A 20,954-nucleotide genomic window follows, 5' to 3' on the forward strand; every position below is an offset into this window, starting at 1 on the left:
CTAGTCGCGGAACTAGGCGTGCTGCGCTTCGGCGAGCAACACCCGGGCCACCCACTCGACGTGACTCAGCGATTCGTCCAATGTCAGCCGGCCGGCGCGCAAGCCGGCGAGTGCGGCGCTCAGTGCGGCGTTGAGGCCGAAACTCACCTGCGGGATCAGCTCGGGCGCGACGCCGGCCAGCAGACGGTTGTACAACTCGACGTTGGTGCGCTCCATCTGATCGATCGACGCACGCACTTCGGGATCGATCGACGTCATCATCTGCAGCATCAGGGCGGTCATGGCCGGATTGCGGTTGAACGCGCGCTGGGCGCGGCGCAGGTAGTCCAAAACAGCGGGCAGCGGGTCGGTGTCGGCGGGGCCGCCGCCGGACAGCATCCGGCGGGTCAACCGCTTCTGCCAATCCGCCAGTGCGGCCGCCAGCAGGTTCTCTTTGGAGCTGAAGTATCGGTACAGAGTGGCCAGGGCGACCTCCGAGCGTTGAGCCACATCCCGCATCTGGACCGCATCGGCGCCGACCTCGCCGATCAGATCGATCACCTCTTCGATGATCTTCGCGCGGCGGGCGAGCTGGGCGCTGGTCATATCCGACAACGGGATGATCCGACCCGTCGGCGACATCAGATCGGGAGCTGGCGTGTTCACGCTCTCACCTCCGATCAGTCCAGAACGGTCTTCTGTGATGCTACGGCAGGTTAGTCGATATTGGGCACGTAATGCCAGCTAGTGGCTTGACACAAAGTAGAACGGTGTTTCACTATGGTGATCGCGGCGGCACCCCGCCGGTCTCTTGGGATGGGAGGACGCCATGGCCGGACCGGTCGGTCTGCCGGTGATCGACACGATGATCGGATTCCCGCACGAGGGGACCGCTCAGTACGACTTCATCCGCAAGCAGACAAAGGATCGCGAGTCCAAGGAGGACTTCGACTTTCCGGTCGAGTACATGTTCAAAGACGTGCCCCAGGGCCTGCCCACCGACGATCCGGTGTCACTGCTGCTGCAGCAGATGGATCGGTTCGGCATCGAGAAGGCGATGATCGGCGTGAGCGAGGGCTCTGCGGCAGAGCTGGCGCTCAAGATGTTCCCCGATCGGTTCATTGCCTCGGGCAACGTCAACGACCCGAACGACGTTATGGGCACCGTCAACAACATCCGCCGGGAATACGAGACGTACGGCATCCGCGCTGTCTCGTGCTTCCCGTCCGGCACCTTCCCCCAGGTGCCGATCGACGACCCCAAGATGTACCCGGTCTACGCGACCTGCGTCGAACTAGGCCTCCCGATCTTCTGCTGCGCAGGTGTCCCGGGGCCGCGCATTCCGATGGCGCCGCAAGAGGTATCGCGCATCGACATCGTGATGTTCGACTTCCCCGACCTGGTTTTCGTCACCCGCCACGGCTGCGAGCCCTGGCAGGACCTCGCGGTCAAACTGATGCTCAAGTGGCCCAACCTGTATTACTCGACCTCGGCGTTCGCGCCGAAGTACTACCCCAAGGAAATCATCGACTACGCCAACACCCGCGGGGCCGACAAGATCATCTACGCCGGCTACTTCCCGATGGGTCTGTCGCTGGAACGCATCTTCAGCGATCTGCCCAAGGTGCCGTTCAAGGACGATGTATGGCCGAAGTTCCTGTACGGCAATGCCGCCCGGATTCTAGGACTGGAGAACTAACGCAGTGTTGGCCATCACGATCGAGCAGGAGCAGCTGGCCGAGGCCGTGACCCAGTTCGCGGCCCGGCACGCCCCGATTGACAAGACGCGGGCCGCACTCGACTCGATCGCAGCCGGGGAATTGCCCACGTGGTGGGAGGAATTCACCGCCAGCGGCTTCCATGCGGTGCACCTTCCCGAAGATGCCGGCGGCCAGGGCGGCACGCTTGCGGACATGGCCTGCGTCATCGAGGCGGCCGCGGCTGCGCTACTGCCCGGTCCTGTGCTGAGCACGGTATCCGCGAGCGCGGTGGCGAGTCTGGCCGATGACTCCGCGTCGGCGTTGGTCGCCGATCTGGCCGGCGGCGCAACGGCCGCAGTGGTGCTGCCCGAAGACTCCGGTGTGCGGGCTGTACCCGACGGGGCAGGCTGGCGATTGACCGGATCGGTCGACAGCACGCTGGGATTGGTTGCCGCGCAGCACATCCTGCTGGCAACGTGCGCCGAGGACGGAACGGAGCTCTGGTTCGCGCTGCCGGTAGGACCGGGCATCGTGGTCGAGCAGCAGCGGGGCACCGACCTGAGCACCGACGTCGGCGTGCTCGCCCTCGACAGCTATCCGGTAACCGCGGAGCAACGGATATCGGGTATCGGGACCGAACGGGCACGCTGCGTCGCCGCCGCGCTGGCGGCCTGCGCTTCGGCGGGCACGGTGCGCAAGGGCGTCGAGACCGCGGTGAACTACATCCGCACGCGCGAACAGTTCGGCAAGCCCGTCGGATCGTTCCAGGCGCTGCAGCACAAGGCCGCGATCCTTCTGGTCAATGCGGAACTGGCATCGGCGTCGGCGTGGGATGCGGTGCGCGCGATCGACGAGAGTATCGAGCAGCACCGGCTGGCCGCGGCCTCGGCCGCGTTGATGGCGGTCTGCGCAGGCCCCGACCTGATGCTGGACGCGCTGCTGATGTTCGGTGCAATCGGCTACACCTGGGAGCACGACACCCATTTGTACTGGCGGCGCGCCACCAGCCTGGCCGCATCGCTCGGACCGTCGCCACGCTGGGCCCGCGAGGCGGGTGAACTGTCTCGCACGCTGAAACGCTCTACCGCAATCAATCTCGGTGAGGACGTCGAGTCGAATTTCCGCGCCGGCCTGGTGAAGACACTCGACCAGGCCATGGAGCTGCGGAACGAGACGCCCACCGACGACCGTCGGGCACCCGGACTGGCCTACGGCTCGCAGCGGGACCTGCTCGCCGACGCCGGCTTGGTCGCCCCACACCTGCCGGCCCCGTGGGGCGTCGGGGCCACGCCGGTACAGCAGGTGATCATCACCGAGGAGTTCGACAGACGCCCCGATCTCGTGCGGCCTTCGCTCAACATCGCGGAGTGGATCCTTCCGACGATCCTCGACAGCGGAACCGATTCACAGCGTGAACGATTCGCGTGGCCGATGCTGCGCGGCACCGAGCGCTGGTGCCAGCTCTTCAGTGAACCGGGCGCCGGCTCAGACCTCGCGTCACTGACCACTCGCGCTGCCAAGGTCGACGGCGGCTGGCTGGTCAACGGGCACAAGATCTGGACGTCGTCGGCACATGTCGCCCAATTCGGGGCGATGCTGGCACGCACCGACCCGGATGCGTCGAAACACGGTGGCATCAGCTACTTCCTGGTCGACATGGCCTCCCCCGGCATCGAGATCAGCCCGATCAAGCAAGCCAGCGGCCACTTCGACTTCAACGAGGTCTTCCTGACCGACGTCTTCATTCCCGACGACATGCTGGTCGGCGAACCCGGCCAAGGCTGGGATCTGGCCGTGGCCACCATGGCCGTCGAACGTACGGCGATCGGCAACTACGTCAACCTCGATCGGTCCGAAGCCCTGCGGCGGGTGGCCGACGCCGACGGGCCGGATCACGACACCGTTCTGCAGGCACTTGGCGGTATCGAAGCGCACACCACCGCCATCAAGGCGATGGTCCTGCGTGAGACGTTGCGCCTGGTGCAAGGGCAGGGACCGGGACCGACGTCGAGCATCGCCAAGTACGCGATGGTGCTGCTCCTGCGCCGTGCGTCCACCGCGACATTGAGTCTCACCGGACGCCTTGCCATGCTTGAGGATTCGGATCCCCCGGTGATCAGTCCCTACTTCGACATGCCGTCCGAACTCATCGGAGGGGGCACGGCAGAGATCCAGCTGACCATCATCGCCTCGATGATTCTGGGCCTGCCTCGGAAATAGTTGGAAAGGACCCGAGCCCATGACCACTGCGCTGCCGTTCACGTTTTTCGACTGTGACAACCACTATTACGAGGCCGAGGACGCGTTCACCCGCTACATCGACCCGAAGCTGAAAAAACGCGCCATCCAGTGGGCACAGCTCGACGGCAGACAGCGACTGCTGGTCGGTGGCAGGGTCAATCGGTTCATCCCCAACCCGACGTTCGACCCGGTGGGCAAGCCCGGCGCACTCGATGAATACTTTCGCGGCCGCAATCCACACGGTTCCGATCTGAATTCGCTGTTCGGCGAGCTGGAACCGATCCGGCCCGAGTACCGCAACCGCGACGCGCGGCTGGCGGCCATGGATTCCCAGGGCATGCAGGGCTGCATCATGCTGCCGACACTCGGAGTCGGTATGGAACAGGCACTGCTCCCCGACTTCGAGGCCACAGTCGCCACGTTCAAGGCTTTCAACCGCTGGTTGGACGACGACTGGGGCTTCGCTTACCAGGAGCGGATTTTCACCGCGCCCTACATCACCATGTGCCGGCCGGCCGACGCGGTGCGCGAGCTCGAGTGGGCGCTCGATCACGACGCGCGTTTCATCGTCATGATCCCGGGACCGATCACCACCGAGGTCGGCATGCGTCCGCCCGGTGACCCGATGTTCGACGAATTCTGGCAACTGGCAAATGATTCCGGGATCACGGTGTGCTACCACTCCGGGGAGACCTACTACTCGAAGTTCATGCCCGCATGGGGCGAGTCCGACTACATGATGTCGTTCAACGCTCTGCTGGGCTTCCGGAGCCTGTTCAGTGGAGACGCGATTCAGGACACGTTCGCCAACCATCTGCACAACGGCTTGTTCCTGCGGTTCCCGAACCTGCGGATAGCGTGTATCGAAAGCGGATCGACGTGGGTGTTCCATCTCTTCGAAAAGCTCACAAAGTCCTGGGGCCAGATTCCGTTCATCTACAAGGAGGATCCGCGCGAAACATTCAGACGTCACGTCTGGGTGTCGCCGTTCTACGAGGACGAACTGGCCAGCCTGCTCAAGCTGATGGGTGACGACCACATCCTCATGGGTTCGGACTACCCCCACGTCGAAGGTCTTGCCGAGCCGGCGTCCTACATCAAGGATCTGCAGAACTTCGACTACACACCCGAGCAATGCCGCAAAGTCATGCGGGACAACGGTATCGAGTTGTCGATCCGCCGACCGGTGTAGCTGCCGTTCGTGAAGGTCGCCAAGGCCGGCCTGGTCGCCATGCTGCTGGAGGCCGGCGAGGAGAATGCCGCCGTTCTGCTGGCCCGCTCGACGCTGCCCGACGAGCTCGACACCGATACCGATCTCGACATCCTGCTGAGCTTCGGGCTTGAGCGTGATCTCCTCGACGAGGTCGCGCGGATGACGATCGGCGCGATCGAACCCGACGACGTGAACACCCGCCGCCGACGCGACCTGCTGGACAAGACCATCTCCCGGCGGTGGGCCGATCTCGTCGACCGCTGGGTCACCTAGCATTCCGCACGCTCGACGGATGTCGGCCTGTACGACGTGGTCGTCACATTCGAGCGCTGAATCCACGCCGGTGAGGCACAGTATCCCTCGTGGACAACAACCTCACCGACAAGATCGCCGTCGTCACCGGTGCCAGTAAGGGAATCGGTTTGGCCATCAGCCAGACCATGGCCGCCGCGGGCGCGCACATCATTGCCGGGGCCCGGCACAACAGCGCCGAACTGGAGGAGCTGGAAGCTACCGGCTCGGCCACCTTCGTCGCCGCGGACCTCGCCACCGCCGAGGGTGCGAGGGCCGTGGTCGACGCGGCCGCGCAACGCGGTGGGCTCGACATCCTGGTGAACAACGCCGGCACTGTCACGCCCCGATTCGACGGCCTGCTGTCCATCACCGACGACGACTGGCTGGCGGGTTTGTCGGTGAACTTCCTGTCCGCCGTGCGGGCCACCCGGGAAGCCATCCCCCACCTGCTGCGCCGCGGCGGGGGTTCGATCGTGATGATCGGCTCGGTGAACGCAGCGCTGCCGGAATGGAACATCGTCGACTACGGTGCCGCCAAAGCCGCCCTGGCCAACTTCGCGAAGGCGGTCTCGAAAGAGTTCGGGCGCAACGGCATTCGAGTGAACACCGTCAGCCCGGGACCGGTGGCCACGCCGCTGTGGCTGTCCGAGAAGGGTATCGCCGCGCAGTTCGCCGCGGCCAGCGGGGCCACCCCTGATCAGGTCGTCGACTCCGTGGTCGCCGGCTCGGCGACAGGACGATTCACCACCGCGCAGGAGGTCGCCGACCTCGTCATGTTCCTCGCGGGTGAACACTCCGCGAACATCACCGGCTCCGACATCCGCATCGACGGCGGTTACGTCACCACCCTGTAGGCCCCGAAAGGACCCCCGAAAGGACCCCCGAAAGGACCTTTGTGAGCACCAAACTCAACTCAGTCATCTTCATCCACGGCCTGTGGATCCATGCCAGCGCGTGGCAGCCGTGGCTGGACCTGTTCACCGAATGCGGCTATGCGGTGTCGGCACCGGGCTGGCCGGGCGACAGCGACACCGTCGCCGCCACCCGTGACAATCCCGACGCCCTCAACGACATCGGGATCGAGGCCATCGTCGACCATTACGCCGAGCTCATCAACGCGGGCGGCAGGCACGAGGCCAAGCCCGTCGTCGTCGGGCATTCCTTCGGCGGTCTCGTCGCGCAGGAGCTACTCGCCGGCGGACACGTCGCAGCGGCGGTCGCGATCGACCCGGCACCCATCAAGGGTGTGAAGGCACTGCCGTTGGCGCAGCTGCGGTCGGCCTTCCCGGTATTGGGCAACCCTGCCAACCGGCACCGGACCGTCGTCCTGAACGCCAAGCAATTCCGCTACGCGTTCGGCAACACTCTGACCGAGCAGGAATCCGCTGAGCTGCACGACAAGTGGACGATTCCCGGCCCGGGTCGCCCGCTGTTCGAGGATGCGACCGCCAACTTCCACAAGAACTCACCGGCCAAGGTCGACACCCACCTCGTCGATCGGGGGCCTCTGCTGCTGACCTCGGGAACCGAAGACCACACAGTGCCACTCAAGGTCACCAAGGAGGTGTACGAGCTGTACGCCACAGGCGGATCCGACACCGAGTTCCACGAGTTCGAGGGCCGTGGTCATTCGCTGACCATGGACGCGGGCTGGCGTGATGTGGCCGACGTGGCCCTGGAGTGGTTTGCGCGGAAAGGTTTCTAACCACGTCCACCATGGTCGATGACGGTGGGATGCAAATCCCGATCACCGGCGTTTTCCGCTGCGGAACGGACTGACGAAGGCAGGAAGCGATGCACGACCTCGAGAACGCGATCCGCGACCGGCGGTCGATCCGCTTGTTTCTCCGCGACAAGCCGGTACCCAGGGAGTTGGTCACCGAATCACTCGAGCTCGCGATCCGCGCGCCGTCCAACTCCAACATCCAGCCGTGGCACGTGGTCTTCGCCTCCGGGCCGGCCCGTGACCGGCTGGCCGAAGCACTACTGGAGCAGGCTGACATCGCGGCTCCGAACGTACCCGAGTTGCCGGAGGCGTTCGCCCACCTGCGCCGCGAGCTGGGCGCACTGGTGTACGGCACGATGGGCGTGGCCCGCAACGACGCCGAAGCCAGACGCGTCGCGGTGCTGCGCAACTGGGAGTTCTTCCGCGCTCCCCTGGCCGGCATCGTGTGCATGCACCGCGATCTGGGGCACGTCGACGCGGTCGGGGTCGGGATGTTCCTGCAGACCTTCCTGCTCGCCCTCACTGCGCGTGGGCTCGGCAGTTGCGTTCAGGTGTCAGTGGCCGGCTATCCCGAGGTGCTGCGCGAGCAGTTGGGCATCGCCGAGGAGATGCGCATCCTGTGCGGTGTTTCGATCGGCTATCCCGATCCGGAATTCGCGTGCAATCAGCTGATCGTGCCGCGTAACCCGCTGGAGGCCAACGTCACCTTCATCGAAAGCTGATCAGCGGGCCAGGTCCCACTGGCCGAAGTCGGGCGCCAGGACATCGTCGACATCGACATGGACGCCGTCGATGAGCGCACCCGGATCCGACGCCGTCACCACCTCGCGCTGGAAGAGCACGGCGACAGGCTCGCGCACACCGCCCGACCACGCTTTGGTCTGCCAGGCCCAGCGATAGCCCGGCGTCGTAGACTGGCCGACGACGCCGTCGCCGATCGCCCATTCGAGTTGGCGCGCACCGCCGTAGATTCCGGTGCGCTCGACGCCGATCACCGAGTTGATACCCCGAAACCATTGGATCGCAGTGCTTTTCCAGGTGTCGGAGCTGATGTCCTCGTCGACGCTGAAGAAGATCGGCGCTGAATTCGGTCCGCCGGCCGCACCGTGGATCCGCAGTGCGGTCGCAGCGTCGGCCACGCCTCCGTCGAACCCGCGGGTGAAGTCCGACGGCGTGGGCCAACCGGGCTTGCCGAACTGGTAGCAGCTCACGACATGCAGCCCGGCCGAGATGAGTCCGTCGGTGTAGTCGCGGGTGACCGGCTTGAAATCGAAGGTGGCGCCGGGCCTCAACTCGGAGACGTACACCAGTGCCCCGGCGTAGCCGGCAGCTTTGATCTGCTCCGGGCTCACCAGGCGGTCGGCGAAATCGATGAGCTGCAGCCCGGCCGCGGCTGCCCTGGGCGCTCCCAGCACCGCGGCACCGGCCAGCGCCGTGAGCGCATACCGAAAGACATCGCGGCGATTCGGCTCGGTCACGACCGCGCTGCAATCAGCGACGGGTCACCCACCCCGATGGTGATCTGCGGATTGGCGGCGGGATCAAGCCAGTTCAGTATTGACCGCATCTCGTCGCGGCCGATGGCGACGCATCCCCAGGTGGGATCACCGTCGGACACGTGTAAGAAGATTCCGGCCAGCTTGCCGGGGATGCGGTTGGGGTTGGACGTGATGTTGACCGCGTAGTCGTAGACCGGGCCGGAGTCGTAGAGGTTCTCCGCGATCGCCGAGGGCTGTCCGCCGCTGCGGACGTGGGTGTTGTATCCCGGCGACTTGGGGTCCTCGTCCCACCAGTCCTGGTCGGTGGCCTGGAAGTACGGCATCTTGGTGCCGGGGTTGGGCTGGCGCCCGAAGGCCTGGTCGAAGCCGAAGGTGCCTTCCGGAGTGCGGTAGACACCGTCGGCCGGTGCGCCGACGCCAAGTTCGCCGACCTTGGCCGGGGTGGGGCCCAGCACGACCTTCCAGTCCTGCCCCACCCGCTGGAAGGCGGTCAACGTTCCGGTGGTGGCGTTGGCCGCGGGCACGCCGACGACGATCCACTGTGACGAGTCCGGCGCCGCGCTCGCCGCCGGTGCCAACAGCAAGGTCATCAGCATTGCCAGGCCGATCCGCACCACGACGCTCGCCACGGCGTTCATGGTAACCGCAGGGTGCGGCCGATCGGCTGCAGCGAAATGTCCTTTCGCCAGGGTTGGGCAGTACTGGACCGTACCGCCTGGGCGCTCTATGGTGGGCGCTGTGACCGGGATTGCCGACTATGAGGCGCAATCGTCGCCGTGGTCGGCGCGTGAGGCGGAACTGCTCGCGGCCACCCTGCAGCTGTTACAACAACACGGGTACGAGCGGTTGACCGTCGACGCAGTCGCCGCGACCGCCAAAGCGAGCAAGGCCACGGTCTATCGGCGCTGGCCCTCGAAGGGCGAACTGGTGCTGGCCGCCTTCATCGAAGGCATCCGGTGCGCGGCGGTCCGCCCCGACACCGGGTCGCTGCGGGAAGACTTGCTGCGTCTCGGCGAAGCCATCACCGAGCACGCTGCCGAGCATTCCGCGACCATCCGTGCGGTGATGGTGGAGGTTTCCCGCGATCCGGCCCTGCGCGAGGCGATGCAGCATCAGTTCCTGGACCAGCGAAAGGCCTTGATCGAGTCTGTGCTTCAGCACGCTGTCGACCGCGGCGAGATCAAGGCGGAGGCGATCACCGAAGAACTCTGGGATCTGATGCCCGGGTACCTGATCTTCCGGTCGATCGTCCCCAACCGACCTCCTGATCGGCGGACGGTGCGGGCGATCGTCGACAACGTCATGATTCCCAGCCTCACTCGTCCTATCAGCTGAAACGAAGTGTTGCCTGAGGTGATCCAGTACCGTACCGTACCGCCTAGGCGATCGGCCCGCCTGACCGGGAAAGATCTCTCCCCGCCAAGTAATCGTGTTCGCCGGTTATCGAAAGGCTAACGGGTGCAGAGGGTTTCGACGGAAGCTCCAGACCAGAAGGCGGCGGACCGCTCGCTGACCCACCGCTTCGCGCGACTGACCCGCACGCTGTGTATCCCCATTCTGTTGTTCTGGCTGGCGATCACCGTCCTCAGCAACGCGTTGGTGCCGCAGCTGGAAGTCGTCGGCCAGGAGCACAACGTGGCGCTCAGCGCGCCCGATTCCCCGTCGCTGCAGGCGTTCACACGCATCGGCCACGTCTTCGGTGAGTTCGACTCCGACAGCGCGGCAATGATCGTCGTCGAGGGCGACCAACCCCTCGGCCCCGAAGCACACCGGTACTACGACGAGCTGATGCGGCGAGTCGCCGCCGATCACAAGCATGTTCAACACATCCAGGACTTCTGGGGCGACCCCCTCACGGCCGCCGGAGCGCAGAGCCCCGACGGCAAGGCTGCCTACGTTCAGGTATTCCTCTCCGGCAATCAGGGCGAAGCACTATCCCTTGCCTCGGTGGACGCGGTCCGCGACATCGTCGACCACACACCTGCACCGCCCGGCATCAAGGCCTATGTCACCGGCGCGGCGCCACAGGTCGCCGACCAGTTCGAGACCGGCGACAAGGGCACGACGAAGGTCACCCTGCTCACCATCGGCGTCATCGCGCTCATGCTGCTGCTGGTGTACCGGTCGGTGGTCACCATGCTCTTGATGCTCGTCACGGTGCTCATCGAGATGTCCGCGGCGCGCGGCATCGTGGCGTTCCTGGCCAACTCCGGCTTCATCGGACTTTCGACGTACTCCACCAATATCCTCACGCTGTTGGTGATCGCCGCCGGCACTGACTATGCGATCTTCCTGGTCGGCCGCTACCACGAAGAACGCACTGCCGGGGTGGACCGGGAGACGGCGTTCTACGACACATATCGCGGGACCTCCCACGTCATCCTGGGTTCGGGGCTGACCATCATCGGCGCCGTCTACTGCCTGACCTTCACGCGCAACCCGTATTTCCAGAGCCTCGGCATCCCGGCCGCCATCGGTGTGTTCATCGCGCTGATCGCCGCGCTGACCCTTGCCCCCGCAATACTGACGATCGGCAGCCACTTCGGCCTGCTCGACCCCAAACGGCGCGCCAAGACCCGCGGCTGGCGGCGTATCGGTACCGCCATCGTGCGCTGGCCCGGACCGATCCTCGTCGTCTCGCTCGGGATCGCGATGATCGGCCTGCTGGCGTTGCCCGGCTACAAGACCAGTTACGACGTCGGCGCATACATGCCCGCAGATGCTCCGTCGAATGTCGGCTACACCGCCGCGGAACGGCATTTCTCGAAAGCACGGCTCAATCCCGAGCTTGTGATGATCGAGACGAATCACGATCTGCGGAACCCCACGGACATGATCCTGTTGGAGCGCGTAGCCAAGGCCGTCTTCCACACGCCCGGCATCGCGCTGGTGCAATCCATCACGCGTCCGCTGGGCACGCCGCTCGACCACAGCTCGGTGCCATTTCAGATCAGTGCTCAAAGCAGCGCGCAGATCAACAACCTGCCCTTCCAACAGGCTCGGGCGGCGGACCTGCTCAAGCAGGTCGGTGAGATCGACAAGACGATCAACATTCTGCGCGAGCAGTACTCCCTGCAGCAGCAGAGCTCTGAAGCCACCCACGAACAGGTCGAAGCGTTCCACAAGACCGTGGAGGTGGCCCAGGATCTGCGCGACAAGATCGCCAACTTCGACGATTTCTTCCGGCCACTACGCAACTACTTCTACTGGGAACCGCACTGTTTCGACATTCCGATCTGCGCGGCGCTGCGCTCGGTGTTCGACGCCCTCGATGGCATCGATGCGCTGACCGATCAATTGGCCAATGTCACGGCCAGCTTGGACAAGTTGGATGCGCTCCAACCGAAGCTTCTGGCCCTGATCCCGCAACAGATCGAGAGTCAGCAGGCCAATCGCGATCTATCGATGACGAACTACGCCACCCAGTCGGGCATCTACGACCAGACTGCGGCAGCACTGCAGAACGCGACAGCGCTCGGTGCGGCGTTCGACGCCTCGAAGACTGACGACTCGTTTTATCTGCCCCCAGAAGCCTTCAGTAACAGCGAGTTCCAGCGCGGCCTCAAGCTGTTCCTGTCCCCCGACGGTAAAGCCGCCCGGATGATCGTCACCCACGACGTGGATCCGGCCACACCCGAGGGGCTTTCGCACATCGAGTCGATCAGGCACGCCGTCCAGGAGGCGATCAAGGGAACGCCGCTGGCCGGATCGAGCATCTACATCGGTGGCACGGCGGCGACCTACAAAGACATCGCCGATATGGCCAAGTACGACTTGATGATTGCCGGCATCGCCGCTCTCAGCCTGATTCTGCTGATCATGATGTTCATCACCCGAAGCATCGTTGCCGCGTTGGTGATCGTCGGCACGGTGGCCTTGTCGTTGGGCGCATCCTTCGGGCTGTCGGTACTGGTGTGGCAAGACCTGCTGGGCAAGCCGCTGTACTGGGTGGTTCTCGCGTTGGCGGTGATCCTGCTGCTGGCGGTGGGCTCGGACTACAACCTGTTGTTGATCTCACGGTTCAAAGAAGAGATCGGCGCCGGATTGAACACCGGCATCATCCGCGCCATGGCCAGCACCGGCGGCGTCGTCACCGCCGCCGGGCTGGTGTTCGCCTTCACCATGGGCTCGTTCGCGTTCAGTGACCTGCTCGTGCTCGGCCAGATCGGCACCACCATCGGGCTGGGGCTGTTGTTCGACACTCTCATCGTGCGGTCGTTCATGACACCGTCGATCGCCGCGCTACTGGGCCGTTGGTTCTGGTGGCCGCTGCGCGTGCGACCGCGACCGGCCAGCACGATGCTGCGGCCCTACGGATCCCGCCCCGCGGTGCGCCAACTGTTGCTGTGGGACGACTGACGGCACTGTCAGCTAAGACACATTGTTTCCACATTGAGATCCAGGTTTGTCTCATTTGCAACACGGGTAACTTTAGTAACAGCGCCGTGGTATAGACGCCGACCTGACCAGCTAAGAAAGAATCGAATGGATCATCGTGATGAACACAATCTTGTACTTCAGCTCCAACGGCCCCGTTTATGAGACACGCGCCTACTCCAAGGCCGATATCGACCGCTTGTTCAAGGGCCGTCAGCTTCACTGCTTGACCAGTCCGGACCGCCAATTCGACTTCTGGTTCAGCCCCTCATCGCCAGGCTGCCAGAGCCGGATCAATCAGCAAGCCACCGAAGTTCTTCTGGCCACGACCAATTTCACCGCCAAGTCGGTGCCGCTTCTGCCCGGCTGCGTCGTCGTCGCCACCCACGATGCGGACGGTGACCTCGACGGGCTGAGCTGGCAGCAGCTCGATCTCCTGGTCCGCAAGAACCGTTCTCTGACCACTCGCGAACTGCGTTTGCTGGACAAGAGGATTCAGCGTCAGAACCGGCGCCAGGCCCGGCCCGCCCGTCCGGCCGCCGTCACTCCGATGCCCGTTCCCGCCACGCCGCGGCGCACACCGGTCACCCACTGAGCACCTGTCTCGGCAGCAGCTAGAGGCGGCTGAGACTGCGGTCTTCCGGCCCGGGCCTGCTTGGCAGGCGGCATAATGCGGCGATGCCGGACACTCCTCGACATGGGCTCGTCAAGCCGACTCCCGCGGAATTGATGGAGGACACCGGATCGGGGCTGGACTACGGAACTCGCCCCGACCGACTGTTCGGCGACATCGTCAGCGCCGATCGCTTCTTTGTTCGAAGCCACGTCGACACACCCGTCATCGACGCCGACTCGTGGTCGCTGTACATCCAGGGCGACGGTGCGCGGCAACCGGTTTCACTCACTTACGAAGATCTGCGCACGGGTTTCCCACTGACGTCCATCGTGCGCACCATTGAGTGTGCGGGCAACCGGCGGGTGCAGTTCGGTCGCGAGGTCGGCCAGGCCTTCGAAGGCACCCAGTGGGGGCGCACCGCGATCGGCACGGCCGAATGGACCGGCGTTCGATTGCGGGATGTGCTGGAGGTGGCCGGTATCGCGACCGATGCTTGCGAAGTTGTACCCGAGTCACTTGACGCGATCCGAGCCAGGCGTCCACTGCCATTGGCCAAAGCGCTGGCCGACGACACCATCGTCGCGTGGGCGATGAACGGCGAAGAGTTGCCGCCTGACCACGGCTTCCCGGCGCGCCTGGTCGTGTCGGGGTGGCTTGGGGCCGCCAGCATCAAATGGCTCGGCCGGATCGACGTCGCCACACACCACGTCGAAGTTCCCTGGAACACAATCGATTACGTGATGATCGGACCGGGGTACCCCGCCGAAGGCGACCAGGCTCGCGGGCCCGCCATCACCGAACCAGCGCTGTCCAGTCTGGTCGAGCTGCCGTGGCCTGCACACCTGTGCCACGGCCCGCAGATCATCCGGGGTCGGGCATTCGCCGGTGAAGCCCGGGTCACCGCCGTCGACTATCAGATCGACGATCACGCCTGGCAGCGCGCCACCATCACCTCCAGTGGTGAGCCTGGCCTCTGGGCCCGGTGGCAGTTCCGCTGGGACGCCCGACCAGGCGAGCATGTCCTACGAGTGCGCGCCTCCGACGACCGAGGCCGCATCCAGCCAGATTCCACCCCCTGGAACCAACTGGGCTACATGCACGAATCAGTTCTTGCCCATCCGATTTCAGTTACCGCCAGTCCCTGATCACATCCCACCGCGGAAAGCTCGTGGGCCTGCATCCGAGCGGATCGGAGCAACCTGACTAGGCTGTGACAGTATCCCGATGACTGCTTCAGCCCCCCTCCTCGACGACCCCGGCGATCTGTCCACCGTTCGTGCGATGGCCTCCGACCCCGACCGGTTGTTCACCACCTTCGCCGGCTGGGCCAAGGCAAACGGCACCCCGCTGTACCCGGCGCAGGAGGAGGCGCTGATCGAATTGGTCAGCGGCGCCAACGTCGTTCTGGCGACACCGACGGGATCTGGCAAGTCCCTGGTCGCGACCGGAGCGTTGTACGCAGCCCTGGCCGCTGAGCGGCGAAGCTATTACACGGCGCCGATCAAAGCGCTGGTCAGCGAGAAGTTCTTCGCGCTGTGCGCGACGTTCGGTGCCGCGAACGTGGGCATGCTCACCGGCGATGCCGCGGTCAATGCGAGCGCGCCGATCATCGCCTGCACCGCGGAGATATTGGCCAACATCGCGCTTCGCGAAGGAGCGAACGCCGACATCGGCGTTGTCGTGATGGATGAGTTCCATTTCTACGGCGACCCCGACCGCGGCTGGGCCTGGCAGGTACCCCTCCTGGAGTTGCCGCATGCCCAGTTCCTGTTGATGTCGGCCACGCTCGGCGACGTCAGCTTCCTGCGCGAGGACCTGACTCGTCGCACCGGTCGGGCGACCGCTCTGGTAGCCGGCGCACAGCGGCCCGTGCCGCTGTTCTACTCCTATGCGACCACGCCCATGCACGAAACGATCACCGAACTACTGCAGACCAAACAGGCGCCGGTCTACATCGTTCATTTCACCCAGGCGTCCGCGCTGGAACGGGCGCAGGCGCTGATGAGTGTCAACGTCAGTACCAAGGATGAGAAGGCGGCGATCGCCGAGCACATCGGCAGCTTCCGGTTCTCGACCGCATTCGGCTCGACGCTGTCCCGTCTGGTTCGCCACGGCATCGGCGTGCACCATGCCGGGATGCTGCCGAAGTACCGCCGGCTGGTGGAGCAGCTTGCGCAAGCAGGCCTGCTCAAAGTCATCTGTGGTACGGACACGTTGGGCGTCGGCATCAACGTGCCGATCCGGACGGTCGTCTTCTCGGCGCTGTCGAAGTACGACGGGACGCGCACCCGGCTGCTCAATGCCCGCGAGTTCCATCAGATCGCCGGCCGTGCCGGCCGGGCCGGCTACGACACCGCGGGCACCGTCGTGGTGCAGGCTCCCGACCACGAAGTCGAGAACCTCAAACAGTTCGCCAAAGTCGCCGATGATCCGAAGAAGCGCCGAAAATTGGTGCGCCGCAAAGTACCCGAAGGTATGGTGCCGTGGAGCGAAGCCACCATGACGCGGCTGGTCGAGGCCACTCCGGAGCCACTGACGAGCAACATGCGGGTGTTCACGGCGATGATCCTCGACGTGGTGGACCGCCCCGGTGACCCGTTTGTCGCGATGCGCCGGTTACTCACCGACAACCACGAGACCCGCAAGCGCCAGCTACAACACATCAGGGAAGCCGTCGGTATTGCCCGCTCGCTACTGCAGGCCGGGGTCCTCGAGCGGCTCGACGAACCCCAGGCTGACGGGCGCCGCTACCGGCTGACCGTCGACCTGCCGGCCGACTTCGCCCTCAATCAGCCGCTGTCGACATTCGCGCTGGCCGCGGTCGGCGTTCTCGATCCCGACTCGGAAACCTTTGCACTGGACGTTGTTTCGGTGGTGGAAGCGACGCTGGAAGATCCACGCCAGATTGTGGCCGCGCAGTTGAACAAGGCCAGGGGTGAAGCCGTCGCCGCGATGAAAGCCGACGGCATCGAGTACGACGAGCGCATCGAACTGCTCGACGACGTCAGCTATCCCAAGCCGCTCGCGGAACTCCTGGAACACACCTTCGAGGTGTACCTGCACACCAACCCGTGGGCGGCCGATGCCCGGCTGTCGCCGAAATCCGTTGTCCGCGAGATGTGGGAGCGGGCTTTCACCTTCCGTGAGTTCGTCAGCGTCTACGGGCTGACCCGGTCCGAAGGGGCCGTGCTGCGATATCTGTCCGACGCGTTCAAGGCGCTGCGCTCCTCGGTGCCGACGGCGGCCCGGACCGAGGAATTCACCGACATCGTCGAGTGGCTCGGAGAACTGGTGCGCCAGGTCGACTCCAGCCTGCTGGACGAGTGGGAGGAGCTCACCAGTCCCGACCAACCGCTCGACGTCCCGGTGGCGGTCCCGATGCGCCCACGGCCGGTAACCGGAAATGTGCGGGCCTTCACCGCGATGGTCCGCAACGCGCTGTTCCGGCGGGTGGGGCTGTTCGCCCGGCAACGCTGGGATGAGCTGGGCGAACTGGATGCCGGGTCGGGTTGGTCCGCGCAGCGCTGGCACGAGACCGGGGACGAGTACTTCGATGAGCACAGCGAAGTGGGCACCGGTGCCGACGCCCGAGGGCCTGCCCTGCTGATCATCGACCGTGGCCCCGACGTGTGGCGGGTGCGGCAGATCCTCGACGACCCGGCCGGCGACCACAACTGGGGCATCGTGGTGGAGGTCGACGTGGAGGCCTCGGACGAGGCGGGGTCACCTGTCTTACGCGTGGTCGACGTCGGCCGTGTGGACTGAGTGCGTGTCGGCACCCCTGAGCTGCCCGTTCACACCGGTCAGGGCGCTGTCGCAATCATTGCGGGTGAGGCGCGTCCGGCTGGATTTCCGGGCCCGGGGTGTGCGCGGAATGCCCGCACGATTAGAGGTTTTGCGTCGTCGGCAAATACCATCGACGACGCAATGAGTGATCACGACCTCGACGTCCCGGCGGCGCCTACCACAGCCGTGGCTCACCGCCTCGCGGTGGAAGCCGGTCGCCGGCGCACCTTCGCCGTCATCAGCCACCCTGACGCCGGTAAGTCGACGCTGACCGAGGCCCTGGTACTGCACGCGCGGATCATCACCCAGGCCGGCGCCATCCACGGCAAAGCCGGTCGCCGTGCCACGGTGTCGGACTGGATGGAGATGGAGCAGGCCCGGGGTATCTCGATCACCTCGACGGCATTGCAGTTTCCGTATCACTCGCCCGAGGGGCAGGACTGCGTCATCAACCTGCTGGACACCCCAGGGCACGCCGACTTCTCCGAGGACACCTACCGGGTGCTCAGCGCAGTCGACTGCGCGGTCATGCTGATCGATGCTGCCAAGGGTCTGGAACCGCAGACACTCAAGCTTTTTCAGGTGTGCAAGCACCGCGGACTGCCCATCCTCACCGTGATCAACAAGTGGGACCGGCCAGGGCGGCACGCACTGGAGCTTCTCGACGAGATCCAGCAACGCATCGGTCTCAAGCCGACTCCGTTGACGTGGCCGGTCGGTATCGCCGGTGACTTCAAGGGTGTGCTGGATCGCCGCACCGGCAACTTCATCCGGTTCACCCGCACCGCGGGCGGTGCCACTGCCGCACCCGAGGAGCACATCGCACCCGAGCGCGCTCGCGATGCGGCGGGCATCGACTGGGACAACGCGGTCGAAGAATGCGAATTGCTCTCCGCCGACGACGGTGACCACGATCAGGAAGCCTTCCTGCAGGGCGTGACGACGCCGGTGCTGTTCACCTCCGCCGCACTGAATTTCGGCGTGAATCAGCTTCTGGACAACCTGACGCGGCTCGCGCCTCCGCCGAGCGGCCAGGTCGACGTCGACGGCAACGTGCGGCCGGTCGACGCCCCGTTCAGTGCATTCGTCTTCAAGGTCCAGGCCGGCATGGATTCCGCGCACCGCGACCGGATCGCCTACGCACGGGTATGTTCGGGAACCTTCGAGCGCGGCGACGTCCTGACCCACGCCGCAACAGGTAAGCCGTTCGTGACCAAGTACGCCCAATCGGTGTTCGGCCAGCAGCGCTCGACACTGGATGACGCGTGGCCCGGCGACGTGATCGGCCTGGCCAACGCCAACGCGCTGCGGCCGGGTGACACCCTCTTTCGCGATGTGCCCGTGCAGTTTCCGCCGATCCCGAGCTTTGCTCCCGTGCATTTCTCGGTCGCCCGGGGCACCGATCCGAGTAAGCACAAGCAGTTTCGCAAGGGCATCGAGCAACTCGAGCAGGAGGGCGTGGTGCAGGTTCTGCGGTCGGACCGCCGGGGCGAGCAAGCGCCGGTACTCGCCGCCGTCGGCCCGCTGCAGTTCGAGGTGACGAGTCACCGGATGGCCACCGAATTCAACGCACCGATCTCGCTGGACCCGCTGCCGTACACCGTGGCGCGCGCCGTCGACCCCGAGGACGCGCCGTTCGTGGACAAGCAGGTGTCGACGGAGGTACTCACCCGCACGGACGGCGTGATGCTCGCCCTGTTCACCACGAAGTGGCGACTGCAGGGGTTCCAGGAGGACAACCCCGCGGTGACGCTGCGCCCACTGGTCGCCGCCGGCGACGACTGATCACGCGTCGTCTCCCCGCAGTGCTAGCCGTTCGCGGTAGCCAGCCCGGCTTTGACCTGCTTGGTCAACTCGTCGGCCAGTATCTCGGGTTGGCCGCCGAGCAGTCCGTCCACCGCCAGCTTCGCCACCACTGCGGGATCGATCTTCTGATCGGCGGGGACGAAAGACGCCATGTCGGTGTCCATGAATCCGACGTGCAGGGCTGCGACGTGAACACCCCTGGGCGCCAATTCAGTTCGCAGCGCGTCCGTCATGGCCCAGCCGGCCGCTTTGGCTGCCGAGTAGGCGCCGAATGACGGTGCGTGATACCAGGACAGCACCGACAGAACGTTCAGGACGGAACCGCCGCCGTTCTTCTCGATGATCGGGACGAACTCGCGTGTCACGTTGAGCGTGCCGAAGTAGTGCGTTTCCATCTCCAGCCGGATGTCCTCGATCGGTCCGCTGAGCAGGTCGGCCTCCGTCGAGACGCCGGCGTTGTTGATCAGGACCGTGACGTCTCCGGCGATCGCCGCCGCCCGGCGGACCGACTCCGGGTCGGTGATGTCCAGTTGGATCGGGACCGCACCGGGCAGGTCGATCGTTTCGGGCCTGCGGGCCGCGGCGTACACCTTGACTCCCCGCGACAGAAGTTCGGTGGCGAACTTCCGTCCCAAGCCGCGGTTCGCGCCCGTCACCAGTGCGATGGTCTGCTGCGTCATCGAAGTTCTCCCTTTGCCGACGTCTTCTCAGGCGACAACACTAGAACGGGCTGGGTTAATTCCGCTAGACCCAGCCGATGACGCCCCGGATTCGCGGCCGCGACTAGTGACCGAGGTGGATTTGCAGTCCGTGGCTGCGCAGCTGTTCGAAGCTGTAGCTGAAATCGCCTCGCCGGCCGATGGATACGACGTAGCGGTCCTGGCCCTCGTCGATGGAGAACGTGAACGAGAACGTGCAGTTCGCGCTGTCACCGGTGCCGGCGCCCAGCGATGTGGTGGTGAGGATGTCGCCCTTGCCGTTCTTGACCGTCACCGGAGTGGTGCGGCCGATATCGGCGTAGCCGTCCGTTCCGTGGCAGGTGCCGCCGTCGACGACGATCGAACCGGTGCCGAGGCTGTCCGTCAGGACGAAAACCCCTGAGATCTTGGCGGATTCGAGGATGCGGAATCCATTGTTGAACTTCGGGCAGAACACGTCGACGGCGATCTTGTCCGCCAGCAGACCCTGCTGCTGGCCACCGTGTTCGAGTTGATTGCAGACCTCATGTCCGTGGGCGACGGCGTTGGCTTCGGAATTGAACTGGTCGAACAGCCCCGCAGTCTGCAAGGCCTGCACGTACTCGGCCTCGGGGGGCGGCGAGGGCCGGTGCCGCGCCCAGAGCAGGCCTGCGACCACGCCGGCGACCATCACGATGACCGCGGTCGTGACGCCGGTGGCCAGCCAGGTCAACCGGACACTCGATCGGGCCACCGGCACCTCGACGTACGCCGGTAACATCTGCCCGCCGACGGGGTCGTTCGCTTCGGACCTGCCGTTGCGCACCCGGTTGGTCGCGTGCCCCGCCGTGTAATACCGGCCTTCGTAGCGGGCCGTGGGATCCGGCCGCCAGCCCGTCGGTCGGGTGGGCGTCAGCACGCCGCCGCAACGCGCGCATATGCCACCTGCGTCGAGGTCAGCCCCGCAATAGGGGCAGGACGCGGGAGCTCCCTTCATTGCTCACCCCAACCGCCGTGCACTCGGTTCTTCGTGACAGCCG

General features: G+C 65.2%; 18 protein-coding genes. 13 read left to right on the plus strand and 5 right to left on the minus strand.

Translation table 11 applies throughout. The features are described from left to right. Positions 1–12 precede the first annotated feature (12 nt). Positions 13–645: a TetR family transcriptional regulator gene (locus Y900_RS12420; RefSeq protein WP_237752547.1), complete on the minus strand. Its 633-nt coding sequence runs from the start codon at positions 643–645 to the stop codon at positions 13–15. Positions 646–808: 163 nt separating this feature from the next. Here Y900_RS12420 and Y900_RS12425 point away from each other — a divergent pair, with 163 nt between their 5' ends. The 7 genes from Y900_RS12425 to Y900_RS12455 all read left to right on the plus strand — a co-directional run bounded on the left by Y900_RS12425 (position 809) and on the right by Y900_RS12455 (position 7,875). After that, complete coding sequence (locus tag Y900_RS12425; protein WP_036342112.1) at positions 809–1,678, plus strand: amidohydrolase family protein; 870 nt, start codon at positions 809–811, stop codon at positions 1,676–1,678. 4 nt (positions 1,679–1,682) lie between these two features. Next, a complete protein-coding gene (locus Y900_RS12430) occupies positions 1,683–3,899 on the plus strand; it encodes an acyl-CoA dehydrogenase family protein (protein ID WP_036342115.1) in 2,217 nt (738 codons plus the stop codon). 19 nt (positions 3,900–3,918) lie between these two features. Beyond that, positions 3,919–5,112: an amidohydrolase family protein gene (locus Y900_RS12435; RefSeq protein WP_036342117.1), complete on the plus strand. Its 1,194-nt coding sequence runs from the start codon at positions 3,919–3,921 to the stop codon at positions 5,110–5,112. Positions 5,113–5,121: 9 nt separating this feature from the next. Beyond that, a complete protein-coding gene (locus Y900_RS12440) occupies positions 5,122–5,406 on the plus strand; it encodes a hypothetical protein (protein WP_036342119.1) in 285 nt (94 codons plus the stop codon). A gap of 89 nt (positions 5,407–5,495) precedes the next feature. Beyond that, positions 5,496–6,281, plus strand: coding sequence for an SDR family NAD(P)-dependent oxidoreductase (locus Y900_RS12445; RefSeq protein ID WP_036342122.1), 786 nt, complete (start codon positions 5,496–5,498; stop codon positions 6,279–6,281). A gap of 41 nt (positions 6,282–6,322) precedes the next feature. Continuing rightward, positions 6,323–7,132 carry an alpha/beta hydrolase gene (locus Y900_RS12450; protein ID WP_036342124.1) on the plus strand — a complete coding sequence of 270 codons (810 nt, stop codon included), beginning with the start codon at positions 6,323–6,325 and terminating at the stop codon, positions 7,130–7,132. Between the two features lie 89 nt (positions 7,133–7,221). Next, positions 7,222–7,875, plus strand: coding sequence for a nitroreductase (locus tag Y900_RS12455; RefSeq protein ID WP_036342126.1), 654 nt, complete (start codon positions 7,222–7,224; stop codon positions 7,873–7,875). Here the strand turns inward: Y900_RS12455 and Y900_RS12460 are convergent, their stop codons facing one another. Next, the gene (locus Y900_RS12460; protein WP_051660023.1) at positions 7,876–8,631 is read right to left on the minus strand and encodes a DUF1906 domain-containing protein; all 756 of its coding nucleotides are present in this window, start codon (positions 8,629–8,631) and stop codon (positions 7,876–7,878) included. Then, positions 8,628–9,281 (minus strand): L,D-transpeptidase family protein, encoded by a 654-nt coding sequence (locus Y900_RS12465; protein WP_420329760.1) that lies wholly within the window; start codon positions 9,279–9,281, stop codon positions 8,628–8,630. Before Y900_RS12465 ends, Y900_RS12460 begins: the two co-directional genes overlap by 4 nt. 97 nt (positions 9,282–9,378) lie before the next feature. Between Y900_RS12465 and Y900_RS12470 the strand changes: the two genes are divergently transcribed. From Y900_RS12470 to Y900_RS12495, 6 genes are all read left to right on the plus strand, one after another. Next, positions 9,379–9,987: a TetR-like C-terminal domain-containing protein gene (locus tag Y900_RS12470; RefSeq protein ID WP_036342130.1), complete on the plus strand. Its 609-nt coding sequence runs from the start codon at positions 9,379–9,381 to the stop codon at positions 9,985–9,987. 174 nt (positions 9,988–10,161) lie between these two features. Next, positions 10,162–13,011: an MMPL/RND family transporter gene (locus Y900_RS12475; protein WP_036346561.1), complete on the plus strand. Its 2,850-nt coding sequence runs from the start codon at positions 10,162–10,164 to the stop codon at positions 13,009–13,011. A gap of 139 nt (positions 13,012–13,150) precedes the next feature. Beyond that, entirely contained in the window at positions 13,151–13,624 is a 474-nt protein-coding gene (locus Y900_RS12480) for a hypothetical protein (RefSeq protein WP_036342132.1), read from the plus strand. Between the two features lie 83 nt (positions 13,625–13,707). Then, the gene (locus tag Y900_RS12485; protein WP_036342134.1) at positions 13,708–14,790 is read left to right on the plus strand and encodes a molybdopterin-dependent oxidoreductase; all 1,083 of its coding nucleotides are present in this window, start codon (positions 13,708–13,710) and stop codon (positions 14,788–14,790) included. Positions 14,791–14,869: 79 nt separating this feature from the next. Next, the gene (locus tag Y900_RS12490) at positions 14,870–17,410 is read left to right on the plus strand and encodes a DEAD/DEAH box helicase (RefSeq protein WP_036342136.1); all 2,541 of its coding nucleotides are present in this window, start codon (positions 14,870–14,872) and stop codon (positions 17,408–17,410) included. 162 nt (positions 17,411–17,572) lie between these two features. Continuing rightward, a complete protein-coding gene (locus Y900_RS12495; RefSeq protein ID WP_036342138.1) occupies positions 17,573–19,216 on the plus strand; it encodes a peptide chain release factor 3 in 1,644 nt (547 codons plus the stop codon). 23 nt (positions 19,217–19,239) lie between these two features. Here the strand turns inward: Y900_RS12495 and Y900_RS12500 are convergent, their stop codons facing one another. Beyond that, positions 19,240–19,917, minus strand: a complete 678-nt coding sequence (locus Y900_RS12500; protein WP_036342140.1) for an SDR family oxidoreductase — start codon at positions 19,915–19,917, stop codon at positions 19,240–19,242. A gap of 103 nt (positions 19,918–20,020) precedes the next feature. Next, positions 20,021–20,911 carry a DUF732 domain-containing protein gene (locus Y900_RS12505; RefSeq protein WP_036342142.1) on the minus strand — a complete coding sequence of 297 codons (891 nt, stop codon included), beginning with the start codon at positions 20,909–20,911 and terminating at the stop codon, positions 20,021–20,023. Between the last annotated feature and the right edge of the window lie 43 nt (positions 20,912–20,954).

Origin of the sequence: Mycolicibacterium aromaticivorans JS19b1 = JCM 16368 (assembly GCF_000559085.1) — a bacterium.
GTDB lineage: Bacteria > Actinomycetota > Actinomycetes > Mycobacteriales > Mycobacteriaceae > Mycobacterium > Mycobacterium aromaticivorans.